The organism is Bradyrhizobium sp. 21 (assembly GCF_023073335.1).
Taxonomy (GTDB): domain Bacteria; phylum Pseudomonadota; class Alphaproteobacteria; order Rhizobiales; family Xanthobacteraceae; genus Bradyrhizobium.
On sequence record NZ_JADPJG010000012.1, the window covers coordinates 225,405 to 241,085 of the forward strand.

Consider the following 15,681-nt stretch of genomic DNA (forward strand, 5'->3'; position numbering starts at 1 on the left):
CCCAGCTTTCCTGACTGGTTCCGATTGTCTTTGATGTATCACTGGCCTGGTCCGCGTTCGCTCGCCACTACTAACGGAGTCTCTGTTGATGTCCTTTCCTCCAGGTACTTAGATGTTTCAGTTCCCTGGGTTTGCTTGAAACCTCCTATGTATTCAGAAGTCTCATACCTTCTCTTGATAACCGGAAATCCAAAACCTCTTCGATCGAAATCTAAAGGCTTAGGCATCTCACATTTCTGTTCGAACCCCACACCAATGTCTTTCGACAAAGGTCTTGGAGTTCCGGCTATCGAAGGTGGGTTTCCCCATTCGGAAATCCATGGATCAAAGCTTCTTCGCAGCTCCCCACGGCTTATCGCAGCGTAGCACGTCCTTCATCGCCTCTCAGCGCCAAGGCATCCACCGAACACCCTTAAGGCACTTGATTGCTCTCATTATCAATGTCCACACACTCGGCAGAATGTTGTCTGCAGAATTGCCAAGAGATCGAAATCTCTAAGGCACGCGCCCTCGATGAACGCTATCTGCAGCCGGACAATGATTAGAAAGACCAGCTTGCTTCGTAAGATCGTTCCGATAGCGAGGCGGTCAAGCTTCGCTAAAAGGATCATTTACAACTCGCATGTCTTTCAACGCAGCCTTGTGAGCTACCCTGGAAGACGCACGAGCGCCGAAATGATCCGGAGATAATGGAGTACCGCGTAGCAATTGCTTGCTGCACGATCCAACTCGGATCGATCTCCTCTTTACGATGTCAGAAATCACGCAACTTGCTGTCTATCCAGACTAGCAAGATGCGAAGTGATGTTTCGCGGACGATTTAGGTGCACGATCAGCCGATGATCAAACCATCTGGTGGAGCCAGACGGGATCGAACCGACGACCTCATGCTTGCAAAGCACGCGCTCTCCCAGCTGAGCTATGGCCCCGTAACCAGAAGACGAATGCTCACTCGATGAGTGTGGTGGGCCTGGGAAGACTTGAACTTCCGACCTCACGCTTATCAAGCGCGCGCTCTAACCAACTGAGCTACAAGCCCCTAACGCATATCCAGTCAAGGACCAGGGATCTGCAAGCCTGCAGCCCCAGCGCGTGTTCGTCCGCGAAGAAAGAGAAACGAAGACGGCGAAATCCCGCCAATGCAGCTCAACGATCCTGACGACCGTTGGCCACTGATGTTTCTAAAACGATCCGATAGTAAGCCGAAGCTCGCTGAAGGATCATCCTTAGAAAGGAGGTGATCCAGCCGCAGGTTCCCCTACGGCTACCTTGTTACGACTTCACCCCAGTCGCTGACCCTACCGTGGCCGGCTGCCTCCATTGCTGGTTAGCGCACCGTCTTCAGGTAAAACCAACTCCCATGGTGTGACGGGCGGTGTGTACAAGGCCCGGGAACGTATTCACCGTGGCGTGCTGATCCACGATTACTAGCGATTCCAACTTCATGGGCTCGAGTTGCAGAGCCCAATCCGAACTGAGACGGCTTTTTGAGATTTGCGAAGGGTTGCCCCTTAGCGTCCCATTGTCACCGCCATTGTAGCACGTGTGTAGCCCAGCCCGTAAGGGCCATGAGGACTTGACGTCATCCCCACCTTCCTCGCGGCTTATCACCGGCAGTCTCCTTAGAGTGCTCAACTAAATGGTAGCAACTAAGGACGGGGGTTGCGCTCGTTGCGGGACTTAACCCAACATCTCACGACACGAGCTGACGACAGCCATGCAGCACCTGTGTTCCAGGCTCCGAAGAGAAGGTCACATCTCTGCGACCGGTCCTGGACATGTCAAGGGCTGGTAAGGTTCTGCGCGTTGCGTCGAATTAAACCACATGCTCCACCGCTTGTGCGGGCCCCCGTCAATTCCTTTGAGTTTTAATCTTGCGACCGTACTCCCCAGGCGGAATGCTTAAAGCGTTAGCTGCGCCACTAGTGAGTAAACCCACTAACGGCTGGCATTCATCGTTTACGGCGTGGACTACCAGGGTATCTAATCCTGTTTGCTCCCCACGCTTTCGTGCCTCAGCGTCAGTATCGGGCCAGTGAGCCGCCTTCGCCACTGGTGTTCTTGCGAATATCTACGAATTTCACCTCTACACTCGCAGTTCCACTCACCTCTCCCGAACTCAAGATCTTCAGTATCAAAGGCAGTTCTGGAGTTGAGCTCCAGGATTTCACCCCTGACTTAAAGACCCGCCTACGCACCCTTTACGCCCAGTGATTCCGAGCAACGCTAGCCCCCTTCGTATTACCGCGGCTGCTGGCACGAAGTTAGCCGGGGCTTATTCTTGCGGTACCGTCATTATCTTCCCGCACAAAAGAGCTTTACAACCCTAGGGCCTTCATCACTCACGCGGCATGGCTGGATCAGGCTTGCGCCCATTGTCCAATATTCCCCACTGCTGCCTCCCGTAGGAGTTTGGGCCGTGTCTCAGTCCCAATGTGGCTGATCATCCTCTCAGACCAGCTACTGATCGTCGCCTTGGTGAGCCATTACCTCACCAACTAGCTAATCAGACGCGGGCCAATCTTTCGGCGATAAATCTTTCCCCGTAAGGGCTTATCCGGTATTAGCACAAGTTTCCCTGTGTTGTTCCGAACCAAAAGGTATGTTCCCACGCGTTACTCACCCGTCTGCCGCTGACGTATTGCTACGCCCGCTCGACTTGCATGTGTTAAGCCTGCCGCCAGCGTTCGCTCTGAGCCAGGATCAAACTCTCAAGTTGGACTTGAACTTTGAACCGGCTGATCACAACGTTTTGACGAGGTCCCACCATTTTTCATCGACCGAAGTCGATGAGCTGCCCGCGATTCACATCGCTGGCAACGATGGTGTAACCTTAAAACGTGTACCGCCGAAGTCTTTCGTCCGGTCCCGATCCAAAAAGCCGAAGCTTCTTAAATGCGAGACCCGCAAGGACTCCGCCGTCCACGTTTCTCTTTCTTCATCTTCACTTGTCAAACAGCCCGGGACCAGGAGGCCCCAACCTTCCAGAGAGGAAGGGTTCCGACACCCTTACCGACGATGAATGAACTCCAATCGACTTACGTCGACTGTTGTGTCACTCAACAAGGTGAGGAGCATCAGTGGCGCGTTCGCTCGCCTTGGTCAGTGACCCGGCGGCGCCGCGCTCAGTGGTCGGGTTATAGGCCCCACCCATCGGAGTTGTCAACGCCCATTGTCAGAAAATCGTCGCACGGTGGATCGTCGAGAAAATTACTATGATTCCAGTCGGTTAGCGGCCCGCTGAGCGAGCGGACCGAACCGATGTGGTGAAAAAATCCAAAAAAAGTTTGAGCCTGAGTGGCGTCCTGAGGCGGCCTGCTGGGCCCCTCTCGGCGAGGCTCCTCGCGCCGGGCCGTTCAGGAAACTTTTCCGGATCAGGCGCCGTACTAGAGCCACAATCCCGCGGCGTTCTGGTACAGACAAAGCTTGAATCGCATGGATGCCAGTGGGGGCTGCCGGCGGTTTGCGCGGGTCAGAGGAAGGCGATCATAAGATGAAGCGGCCTTCTTCAGACATTCGAGAGACATCGAGAGATCTTTTTTCCGCTTAGCTGTTCGTGATTTCGGCCGGCCCGTCATCAGGGCCTTCTGACCGCGGACGCCTGTGCGGCTTGCTCTTTTCGAGCGTCGCCCCTGAAGAGGGCGGCGGGACGAGGGGCTCGAAACCGGGCTGCTCGACATCGGGCTCTTGGGTCGTTGATGGGGGATTTGGGTTGAACCACAGGACGTCACGCGGCGCTTACGGACGTGAGACCGGGATCATCGATCTCGGCCACGAGCCGCCGCTATCCGTCGATGGTTCCGAAGCCGCCGTCATCGATCGCCGCCGCGTCTCGGTGCAATGGTTCAGCGGGACAATCTTGACCGGACTCTGCGGCGCAGCCCTGATCGGCGGCGCCGTTTTCGCATCCCTCGACGGCGAGATGACCTTCGCCAAAGTGCCGGAGCGCGTCGAAGGTGCGCTGCGCGGCGCATTCGGCGCCGCCGACCGCGCTGCAACGCTGCACAAGAGCGACCGCCTGCCGCCGCCGAACGAATCCACGGCATCGCGCAACATCGTGCGCGTCTCGACGGTTGCCCGCGTCGGCAACCGCGACGTGATGCGGGTGCGTCCCTTCATCCGGATCGCTGGCAATCTGTCGATGACGACGAGCGATCTGTCGGCGAAGATCCCGCCGTTCAACGCCCAGCGCCTGCTCACCGATGTCGGCTCCGACCCCAAGACCGCCGCCGACGATCCCAACAATCCCGAAGCCGTCGAGCCCGATGCCGAGGTCTCCTTCGTCACCAAGGATCTCTCGTTGGTGCTGCCGAAGGCCAAGATTTCCGCCGTGGTGGCGCTCGACGACATCCTGATGCGGGTGCGCGACGCCGCCAACTGGCGCGGCAATGGCGGCGTGCGCTACGCCGCGCTCGCCAATGCCGCCGCCGACGTTTCCGGCGCGGCCGGCGGCTCCGACATCAGGAGCGCCTACGCCCCCGAAGCGTCGCCGTCGGATCCCTATGCCGGCTTCGAGACCCGCGTGGTGCCTGAAAACGTCACGCTGCTGCCGAAGACCAAGGAGCAGATCACCGGCGGCAATCCGAACGGCGAACGCGTCCATCTGGTCAAGAAGGGCGACTCGGTCGGCTCCGTCCTGCGCGATCTCGGCGCCACGGCGGAGGAGATCAAGGCGATCGCCGCGACGCTCGGGCCTCGCGGCCGCGACGGCGGCCTGAAGGAAGGCGAGAAACTCCGCATCCTGATGGCGCCCGCAAGCCCCGGCGCCCGGCTGCAGCCCTATCGCGTCGTCGTCGCCAACGAGACCATGGTCGAGGCGATCGCGGCGCTGTCCGATCTCGGCAAGTACGTCGCGGTCGACGTCTCCAGCATGAACACCGTCGCCGACGCGACAGCCAACGCCAACAGCGACGACGATGACGACGATGACGGCACGGGCGTCAGGCTCTACCAGAGCATCTACGAGACCGCGATGCGCAACAAGGTGCCGATGCCGGTCATCGACGACATGATCAAGATCTACTCCTACGACGTCGATTTCCAGCGCAAGGTGGCGCCCGGCGATTCATTCGACGTCTTCTACGCCGGCGAAGACGAAGGCGTGACCGCGAGCGAAAAGAACGACGTGCTGTTCGCTTCGCTCACGCTCGGCGGCGAGACCAAGAAATACTACCGCTACCAGAGCCCTGACGACGGCGTCGTCGACTATTACGATGAGACCGGCAAGAGCGCGAAGAAGTTCCTGGTGCGCAAGCCCGTCAACAACGCCATCATGCGCTCTGGCTTCGGCGGCCGCCGCCATCCGATCCTCGGCTACGTGAAGATGCATACCGGCGTCGACTGGGCCACCACCTACGGCACGCCGATCTTCGCCTCCGGCAACGGCGTGATCGAGAAGGCCGGCCCCGAAGGCGGCTACGGCAAATACATCCGCATCAAGCACAACAACGGCTACGAAACCGCCTACGGACATATGTCGGCCTTCGCCAAGGGCATGGAGCCCGGCAAGAAGGTGCGGCAGGGCCAGGTGATCGGCTTCGTCGGTTCGACCGGCGCGTCGACAGGCCCTCACGTCCACTACGAAATCCTGGTCAATGGCCGCTTCGTCGATCCGCTGCGCGTGAAACTGCCGCGCGGCCGCTCGCTGGAAGGCCCGATGCTGACCGGCTTCGAGAAGGAGCGCGACCGGCTCGACGGCATGATGAGCGGCCGCGCCGGCGCCATCGCCCGGATGTCGGACGCGACGGGTGGTCCGTTGCAGGTGACGAACCGGTGATCAAATAGCCGGCCAGGAACGACCGGGCATCTTCGAAAATCGTTTCGCTGCCCCGCAATTTCAAGTTTCGTTTGCTCCGCGTCCATAGCTTGCTATGGAAGCTTGTTCTCCATGATGGCAAAGAGAAGCTTCTCCTGGATTTTTACGCCTTTGACGAAGCCGCCGGCGTCGAGAGCAAAGGTTTGTCTGCTGACGGACTGTCCGACGTTTCCCCCGATCACATCGATTTGGGTGGGACGAACCGCGACCACGACGTCGCAATGGCCGTCGTAGTCACCGTCTTTCTGGTGATCATAGTCGACACCCTCTTCTCGGGCCCAACAGATGAGGTCACCCGGCTTCGGCGCATGATCGGTGAGGCGCTTGCACCAATAGGCCACGTCCGCATTGGTGGCGTCGAAGTCGCGAATTGCCTGACTGATGTATACCGAGTGGCGCGCGGCTCCGCGGAACTTGGTACCGGCCCCGCCCCCGTTCACGCAGAACGAGATGAACGCCGCCGACCAAGGTGTTGGGTCTAGACCATTTCGGTTGATGCCAAGCGCCTGCCAATAGTCTCCGACCCGCTCGGAGAATTCCGGCTCCCCTTCGTGGTGACCCGCATGGGTCAGGTGCCCCTGGAGATTGAGCGTATTTTTCCCGAAGAACTCCCATTCCGCTGCTGCCCCCGTGCAGAGCCTGCCCGCAAAACCCGGGCCTGTCGCGGGGTCGAGATCGGGCTCGACCTTCTTGAACAGTTCATCCGCGCGAACGTAGCCAAAATCCATTCTGCGCGCGATCTTCTCCATCGCCGTCTTGACGTCGATCGGCGCGCCAAACAACCAGGGCCGGTTGCCACTCAGGATTGCAAAGGCCGCGGCGCCGACCTCGTTGGTGATCGCAGTCTGAAAGGATGCCGCCATATTGCTCAAAACCCTGACGGCATGAGTGGCGCCGACGAGACGGGCCAGAAAGAGTTCGGCGGACGTCGGTAGCCTGTTGTCAGGCAGCGTGGGTTGCAGAACGCCGGCGTCCGCCGCCGCCGCCTTCGCCGCGACTGCAGGTTGCTTGATCGGGTCGAAGCGGTCATTGGCCGTCGAGCCGGTGCCGGGGAGGAGCGCGACCCAGTCGGCCTCGGTGATCAGGAACGGACCTGCGCCACCTCCCTGATCTGCCGCTACGTTCTTGATGCCTGTCTCGGTGTCCGCGAGTGCGACGAGATGGTGCGCGCTGGTTTTCAATTCTCGCGCCGAGGTGAGGCACATCTGCGCGAAGCTGTCGAGGTCTACCGTATCGTTCCCGTCTACCATCGGCAGGAATATGCCGCCACGCGCAAACCCTCGGCGCGGGGGCGTGGATTGCACCTCGATTTCCCAGATTTGCGCTTCTCCACTGGGGCCGATTTCGCGGAGCTTCTTGCAGAGCAGAACCGGGTCGATCAGGTCGGCGAAATCCGGATCGTCCGAGGGCACGGACGTTGCCGTCTTGAGCAACTCGAAAGAGCCAATGGGCTGAAATATTGCCGTCTCCAGCTTCTTCGTCTTAGCCGTCGCCGTCCCATCAATGCCGCCGCCTCCTGCGCCTCCTCCCCCGGCACTGCCGGCAATGTCGATTCCGAGTCCCCTGGCCTGCAATGCCTTGATCACTGCCATGGCGCCGGGCTGACTGCTCTCCGCATCTGCCTTGAACACGTGATCGGCGATGAACCGGCCCTTCGAATGATGATTGGTCCACGCCCACAGGTAGGGCGTGTTGACGCCCGTGTGCTGCAACCGATAGCCGAACCCGTTGTATGCCTCGAGTTCGAAGGCAATGCGCTCCATCGACCAGTCCTTGACTGTGCCGAGCACATGCGGCCGCACAGTCAATGCATCGACGGCGCTGTCGACCCAATCGAAGGGAGGCGATCCAGTCGCCGGCCGGCCCCGCGGCTCGTCCCTCGTTCGTGCCGTCAGAGGATTGCCATTATGCAAATGGCCCGTGAACTTGCAGCTGCCTTCCATAGCGTGGATGGCAGCGATCGCAATGATCGGCATACCGCCAACGCGCTGCGACACTTGCTTGTACTTGTCTTGGTTGGCCAGGATCGTGGTCACAAGCGCGTTGATGTCCGCGACCCTCAGGGCGGCGGTATCGACGACCATGCTTCCTATAAGCTGGGTATATTCGTCCTTCAGGTCCTCAAATTCGAGGTTGGACATGGCAATTCTCCAAAGCGCTATTGAACCCGGCCGTCCTTCCCGAGTTGCTTCCACACCGCTGCGTTTATCGAGGTGCCAGCCGTGATCTGCAGGTTTTCTGTGGCATAGGTCGAGCGGAGCGCGGTGATCACACCGCGGATGGTATCCCCCATGGTCGCATCGGGATTCCCAAAATCCGCCGGGGGCTCGATCTTGGCGGTGGGCACGCGTGCGTTGACCCGTACGATCGCGCGCGCGATTTGATCATGCACGATCTTCTTACCGACCTTGGCGAACAGCCCGGATTCGTAGCCGGTCTCCAATTTCTGGATCGCGCAGGACTGAATAGCCTTCTGCGCAGCCGTCAACTGGGCGAGATCGTCCAAGGTCTCGATTTTCCCCGCACTCGCCCGGCCTTGCGCGGTCATGAAGTCGACCATGGAACTGCGCGTCGGCGAATCCAGCGCACCGAAATCACCCGTATCCGAGACGCAAAGAGTTCTCTGAATGGCCCTGGCTTGAGGGACCGTCAGTTTCTCTTCCAACGGCGTCAGGGCGCCGGGCAATTTCGGCGGCGGTGGCGTTACGACGATCGGCTTGTCGGCGCGCTGCGACGGAATGGTCTTCGGCGTAATCAGCGGCCCCTTGTTGTCCAGTCCGCCGGGACCGACCGACTGGAAGACCGTGATGGTCGTGTTGATATCCGTCTCGATCGTGAACGGCGTGCAGATGTTGAGATATGAGCGCAGGGCGTAAATGGCAGCGGGTCTGTTGGCGATGCTGACAGTCTGCAGCGTAACTCTGTATTCGTTTCGCCGCCGCAGGACCAATGTCTGCACCGTCGTCTTGTCGACCTCGAGCAGCAGGCGCGAATTGACGTTAATGAACGTATCGGCGGCGAGTCCGAATGCGAGGCCAGCGAGCGTGATCGGGTTGGCACTTACGCCAGACACGCGCATGATGGCCTGAGTGGCAACAGTGAGATCACCGAGTTCCTTGAGAACCGCCGTGTTGGTCCTCCGTCTGTCGTCGAGCCAGGCCAGATAGGAATCGCAGCGCCGATCGACGTCGTTGAGCCCTGCCTGAACGAGCAAGGTCCAGTCGTTCGGGCTCAACTGCACATTCACGCACTGCCCTTCTGTGGTGGATGTAACTGACAGCGTTTGCCGGCACAGCTCAGTCAGGTAGATATCCTGATATTGCGTCGTCGCACCGATATCATCGGAATAAAGATCCGTTCCGATCCCGTATCGGAAGTAACGCGTCTCGGTCCTATCGCAGGCGCCCAGCAGCAGCCCCAGACCTAGGAACACAATGATTCCCCAAACGTTACGCATCGACATCATCCCGCAAAATAAATGGGGACGGTAGCGAGCCTCGATCGAGCGGCTCAAGATGATTCACGTGCCTCCAACCATCGAAGCACCGTATGGACGGCCGCCGGCGGCTCACTATGTCATCGATCTTGCGCACGGCTTGTCTCTCACTGTTCGGGCGTTGACGGATCGACGTCGACTGGCGCCCGCTCTTCATGTGCCTCCGCCACGACGTTCAGATTGGCGGAGACGATCGCGAAAGCGCGCTGCACGTCGTCGACCACGTCGCGCCGCCGCGTATTGATGTTGCGGACGAGAACACGCCAACGGCCATCTCCGCTGGCATCGGCGGTTTCCCGCCAGAAACGCAGAATGAAGACCTGATCCAGTAGCGGCTGATGCGAACTCATAGGTCGAGCGTCGCATGGCGCGAACTCGTGGAGATCGCGCCATCGTTCCGGGATGCTGCCCCTCCAGTCACGGCGGCTTGCGGGGAAAATTCCGCAGCGATCGCGTCGCGATCACGGCAGAATCACGGTGCGGCCGGGCAAGGCAATGCCTTGCCCGGCCAACCCCTGGCCAGGTTCGCGATATCAGATGGATTCGGGGACTGCGGCGCCTAGTTTGTAGCTCGCCGCTTCTCATCGCGGCCCATCAGCCGCATGCGCAGATGCTGGGCATCATCGGCGTTATGCAGATTCCTGATCTCTTCAATGATCGCACGCGTAGCTGGGAGCGGAGAAATTCCCAGCTCCTGCTGGATCATGCCGATCCAGTGATCGTAGTACCTGATGGCGTCGATCCGCCTCTCATCGAGCGCGAGCAAAGTCAGCAGATGCCGGACCAGCTCCTCCCGATAGGGATCGAAGCGGAGAGCATGACGTGCGAGCAAAATCGCATCATGATATTGACCGCAGAGTCCTAGATGACGAACGAGGATCATTGCCGACTGCACAAATAGGGAATGCAACCGCTCGCGTTCCTCCAAGATCCAGTCGGCATCTTCGCCGTCCAGGAATGGCCCCTCGTAACGGTAGAGGACGGCGAGAATCTGCTTCATCCTGGAAGTATCAACGTGGACCTCAGCACCGGCGAGAGCCACCTGTGCCGCTTCAAGCAGTGCCCAGGTGTCGACGTCCAGCCAAGGCGTCCTCTCGAGAATGGTCTCCGAGCCAACGGTCCGGAGGCCATAGCCATCCCTGTACTCCGGGGCGGATGCGAGCAATTTTCGCAAACGCCAGATCGCCGAGTTCACGGCTCGGCGTCCTCTGTCCGCGTCCAGCTCCGGCCAAAACAGGTCGATAAGTCGGTCGCGACGGTGCGGGCGGTCCGGAAAAGTGAAAAGAAAGCCGGCCAATCTCCGTCCTGATGGACCGAGATCCAACCACATCTGCTCGTTACCGCGCGTAACCCGGCTTGCTCCCAGCAAACTAACGGTCAACACCGTCGCCCCTCCACGCAAAACACAACAAAAACAGTCTGTGACGTTCAGTCATCGCAGCTCGAAATTGCGAGCTCAGTCTAAAAATGCCGGTTTCTCAAAGATTCGCGTGAAACCTTGAGTTCGTGGCCGCCGGAATGCGCGCCGACCGAGACGCAAATTATGAACGAAGCTTTTGGTTGTTCAACATCAATTTGTATTCCAAGCGAACAACCGCACTGCGTGTGGCTTTCGAACGACACCCCACTACGCTGGTACCTCACTTCCTTCATAGACGAGAAAGCCCTCTCCGCGCGGGCGGAGAGGGCTTCGTAGTATCCGAATTCCCGATCGGATCAGTTCAACTTTCGCTTCGACACCGGCGCCTCGAACTGGGCGATCTCCGCGGTCTGCGCGGCCTTGCCGTTGAAGGTTAGCACGTTGCCTTCGGACGAGATCGCGACATGATCCCCGTCCCTGACGTCGCCGGCCAGGATCATCTCGGCGAGCGGATCCTGGAGGTGACGCTGGATCACACGCTTGAGCGGCCTTGCGCCGTAGGCGGGATCCCAGCCCTTGGCAGCGAGCCAGTCGCGGCCGGAGGCGTCGAGGGTCAGCACGATCTTGCGATCGGTCAAAAGCTTCTGCAGCCGCGCGAACTGGATCTCGACGATCCGGCCCATCTCGCTCTTCTGCAAGCGGTGGAACAGGATGATCTCGTCGACACGGTTGAGGAATTCGGGGCGGAAATGCCCGCGCACCATCCCCATCACCTGCTCGCGCACGGCGGAGGTATCTTCGCCCTCCGGCTGGTTCACCAAATATTCCGAACCGAGGTTCGACGTCATGATGATCAGCGTGTTGCGGAAGTCGACGGTGCGGCCCTGGCCGTCGGTGAGGCGGCCGTCGTCGAGCACCTGCAACAGGACGTTGAAGACGTCGGGATGCGCCTTCTCGATCTCGTCGAACAGCACCACCTGGTAAGGCCGGCGCCGCACCGCTTCGGTGAGCGCACCGCCCTCGTCATAGCCGACATAACCCGGAGGCGCGCCGATCAGCCGCGAGACCGAGTGCTTCTCCATGTACTCGGACATGTCGAGGCGGACCATCGCGGTCTCGTCGTTGAACAGATACTCGGCGAGCGCCTTGGTCAGCTCGGTCTTGCCGACGCCGGTGGGACCCAGGAACATGAAAGAGCCGGTCGGCCGGTTCGGGTCCTGCAGGCCCGCACGCGAACGGCGCACGGCGGTCGCGACCGCACGCACGGCCTCGGCCTGGCCGACGACGCGCTGTCCGAGCTGCTCCTCCATCTTGAGGAGCTTCTCCTTCTCGCCTTCCAGCATCTTGTCGACCGGCACGCCGGTCCAGCGCGAGACCACCTGCGCGATGTGGTTGGCGGTCACAGCCTCCTCCATCATCTCACCGGAGCCTTCACGCGCCTCGATGTCGGCGAGCTGCTTCTCGAGCTGCGGGATTCGGCCATAGGCCAGCTCGCCCGCCTTCTGGAATTCGCCGCGCCGCTGGGCGTCGGCGAGATCGACGCGCAGGGCGTCGAGCTCGGATTTCAGCTTCTGGGCGTCGGAGAGCTTGTTTTTCTCTGCACTCCAGCGCGCGGTGAGCTCCGCGGATTTCTCCTCGAGCTCGGCCAGCTCCTTCTGGAGCGTCTCGAGACGGGACTTGGAGCCGAGATCGGTTTCCTTCTTGAGCGCTTCCTGCTCGATCTTGAGCCGGATGATCTCACGGTCGAGCGAATCCAGCTCTTCCGGCTTGGAATCGACCTGCATCTTCAGCCGCGCAGCTGCCTCGTCCATGAGGTCGATGGCCTTGTCGGGCAGGAAGCGGTCGGTAATGTAGCGGTTGGACAGGGTCGTGGCGGCAACAAGCGCGGAATCGGTGATCCGCACGCCGTGGTGCTGCTCGTACTTGTCCTTCAGCCCGCGCAAAATGGAGATCGTGTCCTCGACCGAGGGCTCGCTGACGAAGATCGGCTGGAAGCGCCGCGCTAGCGCCGCGTCCTTCTCAACATGCTTGCGGTATTCGTCGAGCGTGGTCGCGCCGATGCAGTGCAGCTCGCCGCGGGCGAGCGCCGGCTTGAGCAGATTGGAGGCGTCCATCGCGCCGTCGCCCTTGCCGGCGCCGATCAGCGTGTGCATCTCGTCGATGAACAGGATAAAGTTGCCTTCGCCGGCAGTCACCTCCTGGAGCACAGCCTTCAGCCGCTCCTCGAACTCGCCGCGGTATTTTGCACCGGCGATCAGCGAGCCCAGGTCGAGCGACAGCAGCTTCTTGTCCTTCAGGCTCTCCGGCACGTCGCCGTTGACGATGCGCAGCGCCAGGCCCTCGGCGATGGCGGTCTTGCCGACGCCGGGCTCGCCGATCAGGACGGGATTGTTCTTGGTCCGACGCGACAGCACCTGGATGGTGCGGCGGATCTCCTCGTCGCGGCCGATGACCGGGTCGAGCTTGCCGTCACGGGCCGCCTGGGTCAGATCACGGGCATATTTCTTCAGTGCGTCATAGGCGTTCTCGGCCGTCGCGGAATCCGCGGTGCGGCCCTTGCGCAACGCCTCGATGGCCGCGTTGAGATTTTGCGGGGTGACGCCGCCCTTGGCGAGGATCGCGCCGGCTTCGCTGGTCTTCTCCAGCGTGAGGCCGAGCAGCAGCCGTTCGACAGTGACAAAGCTGTCGCCGGCCTTCTCGCCGGCCTTTTCGGCGGCATCGAAGGTACGGGCGAGCTCGGGCGCCAGATAGATCTGGCCGGCACCGCCGCCAGAGACCTTCGGCACCTTGTTCAGGGCATCCTCGGTCGCCTTCAGAATTGCACGGGAATTGCCGCCGGCGCGGTCGATCAGGCCGGCAGCGAGCCCCTCGTTGTCGTCCAGCAGGACTTTCAGGACGTGCAGGGTCGAAAACTGCTGATGCCCCTCGCGCACCGCAAGCGACTGCGCGGACTGGACGAAGCCTCTGGAGCGTTCGGTATATTTGTCGATGTTCATGTCTTTTCTTTCCCTCGGCCTGCCCCTGGAGCCCTCTAAGGCACTCCAAACGGCATCTTCATTGGGTTTCCAATTACCGCATTGACGTTTCTCAACCGGTAACGGTCGTCTTTTTGCAGGCGTTGCCGCCGGCTGAGGCAGATGTGGGAAGCGAGTTGTGGATGCGAAAGAGGCGAGTTCACAATTTCGTGCGTTCATCGCCGGCTTGGCACGGGCCGGTCGAATCCCGCTAAGTAGCGGCATGACACCCAGCCAAAACGCCGAAATCACGGGCCTGTACCGCTACCCGATCAAGGGCCTGACGCCGGAGCAGCTCGCCCGGGTCCCCTTGCGGCGAGGGGAGACCCTTCCGGCCGACCGCCGTTACGCCATCGAGAACGGCCCGAGCGGTTTCGATCCCGAGGCGCCCCAATGGAAGCCGAAAATCCTGTTCCTGATGCTGGCGCGCAATGAGCGGCTGGCGACCCTCGACAGCCGGTTTGAGGACACGACCAACCGCCTGACCATCCGCAAGGACAGCCAGATCGTCGCCTCCGGCGATCTCGAGACCGCTGCCGGGCGCGCCGCCATCGAGGGTTACTTCAGCCAGAACTTTCAGCCGGAACTGAAGGGACCGCCAAAAGTGCTGTCGGGCCGCGACCACAGCTTTTCCGACGTCGCCCGCAAGGTCGTGTCCATCATCAATCTCGACAGTGTCCGCGCCCTCGAGACCATGCTCGGCGGCGCCGCGGTCCACCCCCTACGCTTCCGCGCCAATCTCTACGTAAAGGGATGGCCGGCCTGGTCCGAGCTCGACCTCGTCGGCCAGACGCTCGCAATCGGACAGGCCCGGCTGCAAGTGGTCAAGCGCATCAAGCGCTGCCCGGCCACCAATGTGGACCCTGATACCGCCAGGCGCGATCTCGAAATCCCGGCCACGCTCTCAAACAATCTCGGCCACATGGATTGCGGCATCTATGCCGAGGTCATCGCCGACGGCGACATCGGCGTCGGGGATGCGATCGCGGTGGAAGCGCCGAGATTGGTGTGAGCCAAGGTCGGCTCGACACACTCCGTCGTCATTGCGAGGAGTTCTTGCGACGAAGCAATCCAGACTATTTTCCGCGGAGGGATTCTGGATTGCTTCGCTTCGCTCGCAATGACGAGGTGAGACCTCAATTCGGCATCACATACGCATAGATCCGGCCGCGCGAGACCGGCGCCTCGCGGACGCGGTTGCCGTTGTTGCCCGAGATCATGATCGGATTGCCCTGCGCGTCGACGCCGGTGATGATACCGACATGGCCGCCGCGGCCGCCACGCGACATCACCGCGATGGCACCGACCTGCGGACCGGACACACGCGTGCCGTAGCGCGCGAACGAGCTCGCCATATCGGAGCCGGTGCCCTGATGGCCGGTATGCTGCAGCACCATGTTCGTGAAACGCGCGCACCACAGGCTGCCGCGGCCTGTCGGATTGCCGCCCACATAGCGGCGCGCCTCTGACACCAGGTCCGATCCGCCACCGAAGCTTCCGCCGCTCATCGCCATGCCTTCGCCGTTCGCGGCCACTCCACCGCGACGGCTCATAGCCATTCGACGGCTAACGCGCGGGGTCGTTCCACTGCTGCCACTCATGGCCATTACACCACCACCGCTCATGCCGATGCCGCCGCTATTGGCGTTCGGATCATAGCTGGCGAAGGTGTTGCCGAAGCCGCTGGCCTGCAATTGCGCCGCGCCGCGCTCGAAGCGCGAGTTGCGTGCCTGATACCGGTCATGATGATGTCTGCTGGCGTGATGCGCGTAAGCGTGCCGCTCTGCGCTATGACGATGGGACCGCGCTGACGCCGGAGAGGAGAACGCGGCAACCGCCGCGAAGAAAACAGCCAGCGCGACGATACAACGCGACAGGCGAGACGCAAACAACTCGAACATTCTTCATCCTTCGTTGACACCCCCAGTTCCCAGGTCGGCCCGTGCGGTAGCCGACATCCGCGGCTGTATCAGTATCCTGATGTGGCGAGAACAAG

At 60.8% G+C, this 15,681-nt stretch carries 8 protein-coding genes, 2 tRNA genes and 2 rRNA genes (1 of these 12 cut by a window edge); 2 read left to right on the plus strand and 10 right to left on the minus strand.

Annotated elements, in window-relative coordinates; all coding sequences use genetic code 11:
- From IVB31_RS14935 to IVB31_RS14950, 4 genes are all read right to left on the minus strand, one after another.
- A 23S ribosomal RNA gene (locus IVB31_RS14935) occupies window positions 1-427 on the minus strand (it extends 2,446 nt beyond the left edge of the window).
- A 426-nt stretch (window positions 428-853) separates the two neighbouring features.
- Window positions 854-929 (minus strand) — tRNA-Ala (locus IVB31_RS14940).
- Window positions 930-962: 33 nt separating this feature from the next.
- Window positions 963-1,039: transfer RNA gene (locus tag IVB31_RS14945), tRNA-Ile, on the minus strand.
- 191 nt (window positions 1,040-1,230) lie between these two features.
- Window positions 1,231-2,719 (minus strand): 16S ribosomal RNA (locus IVB31_RS14950).
- The 16S and 23S rRNA genes sit together here with 2 tRNA genes alongside, the layout of an rRNA operon.
- 993 nt (window positions 2,720-3,712) lie before the next feature.
- Here IVB31_RS14950 and IVB31_RS14955 point away from each other — a divergent pair.
- Window positions 3,713-5,776, plus strand: coding sequence for a M23 family metallopeptidase (locus tag IVB31_RS14955; RefSeq protein ID WP_247323354.1), 2,064 nt, complete (start codon window positions 3,713-3,715; stop codon window positions 5,774-5,776).
- Between the two features lie 92 nt (window positions 5,777-5,868).
- On the opposite strand, the gene IVB31_RS14960 is transcribed toward IVB31_RS14955, so the two are convergent.
- The 5 genes from IVB31_RS14960 to clpB form a co-directional block, all read right to left on the minus strand.
- The gene (locus IVB31_RS14960) at window positions 5,869-7,956 is read right to left on the minus strand and encodes a DUF2272 domain-containing protein (protein WP_247323355.1); all 2,088 of its coding nucleotides are present in this window, start codon (window positions 7,954-7,956) and stop codon (window positions 5,869-5,871) included.
- Window positions 7,957-7,973: 17 nt separating this feature from the next.
- Window positions 7,974-9,329, minus strand: coding sequence for a hypothetical protein (locus IVB31_RS14965; RefSeq protein WP_247323356.1), 1,356 nt, complete (start codon window positions 9,327-9,329; stop codon window positions 7,974-7,976).
- 89 nt (window positions 9,330-9,418) lie between these two features.
- Window positions 9,419-9,661, minus strand: a complete 243-nt coding sequence (locus tag IVB31_RS14970; protein WP_247323357.1) for a hypothetical protein — start codon at window positions 9,659-9,661, stop codon at window positions 9,419-9,421.
- 209 nt (window positions 9,662-9,870) lie between these two features.
- Entirely contained in the window at window positions 9,871-10,608 is a 738-nt protein-coding gene (locus tag IVB31_RS14975; RefSeq protein WP_247323359.1) for a BTAD domain-containing putative transcriptional regulator, read from the minus strand.
- Window positions 10,609-11,027: 419 nt separating this feature from the next.
- A complete protein-coding gene (clpB, locus tag IVB31_RS14980) occupies window positions 11,028-13,667 on the minus strand; it encodes an ATP-dependent chaperone ClpB (protein WP_247323361.1) in 2,640 nt (879 codons plus the stop codon).
- Window positions 13,668-13,908: 241 nt separating this feature from the next.
- Between clpB and IVB31_RS14985 the strand changes: the two genes are divergently transcribed.
- On the plus strand, window positions 13,909-14,697 hold the full coding sequence (locus tag IVB31_RS14985; RefSeq protein ID WP_247323362.1) for an MOSC domain-containing protein: 789 nt from the start codon (window positions 13,909-13,911) through the stop codon (window positions 14,695-14,697).
- Between the two features lie 124 nt (window positions 14,698-14,821).
- On the opposite strand, the gene IVB31_RS14990 is transcribed toward IVB31_RS14985, so the two are convergent.
- On the minus strand, window positions 14,822-15,586 hold the full coding sequence (locus IVB31_RS14990; protein ID WP_247323365.1) for a TIGR02594 family protein: 765 nt from the start codon (window positions 15,584-15,586) through the stop codon (window positions 14,822-14,824).
- Window positions 15,587-15,681 lie beyond the last annotated feature (95 nt).

What these genes read in the sequence shown, in the direction of transcription:
- IVB31_RS14985 (WP_247323362.1), top strand. Translation starts at nt 13,909, where the DNA reads ATGACACCCAGCCAAAACGCCGAAATCACGGGCCTGTACCGCTACCCG.
- IVB31_RS14960 (WP_247323355.1), bottom strand. Translation starts at nt 7,956, where the DNA reads ATGTCCAACCTCGAATTTGAGGACCTGAAGGACGAATATACCCAGCTT.
- IVB31_RS14970 (WP_247323357.1), bottom strand. Translation starts at nt 9,661, where the DNA reads ATGAGTTCGCATCAGCCGCTACTGGATCAGGTCTTCATTCTGCGTTTC.
- clpB (WP_247323361.1), bottom strand. Translation starts at nt 13,667, where the DNA reads ATGAACATCGACAAATATACCGAACGCTCCAGAGGCTTCGTCCAGTCC.
- IVB31_RS14990 (WP_247323365.1), bottom strand. Translation starts at nt 15,586, where the DNA reads ATGTTCGAGTTGTTTGCGTCTCGCCTGTCGCGTTGTATCGTCGCGCTG.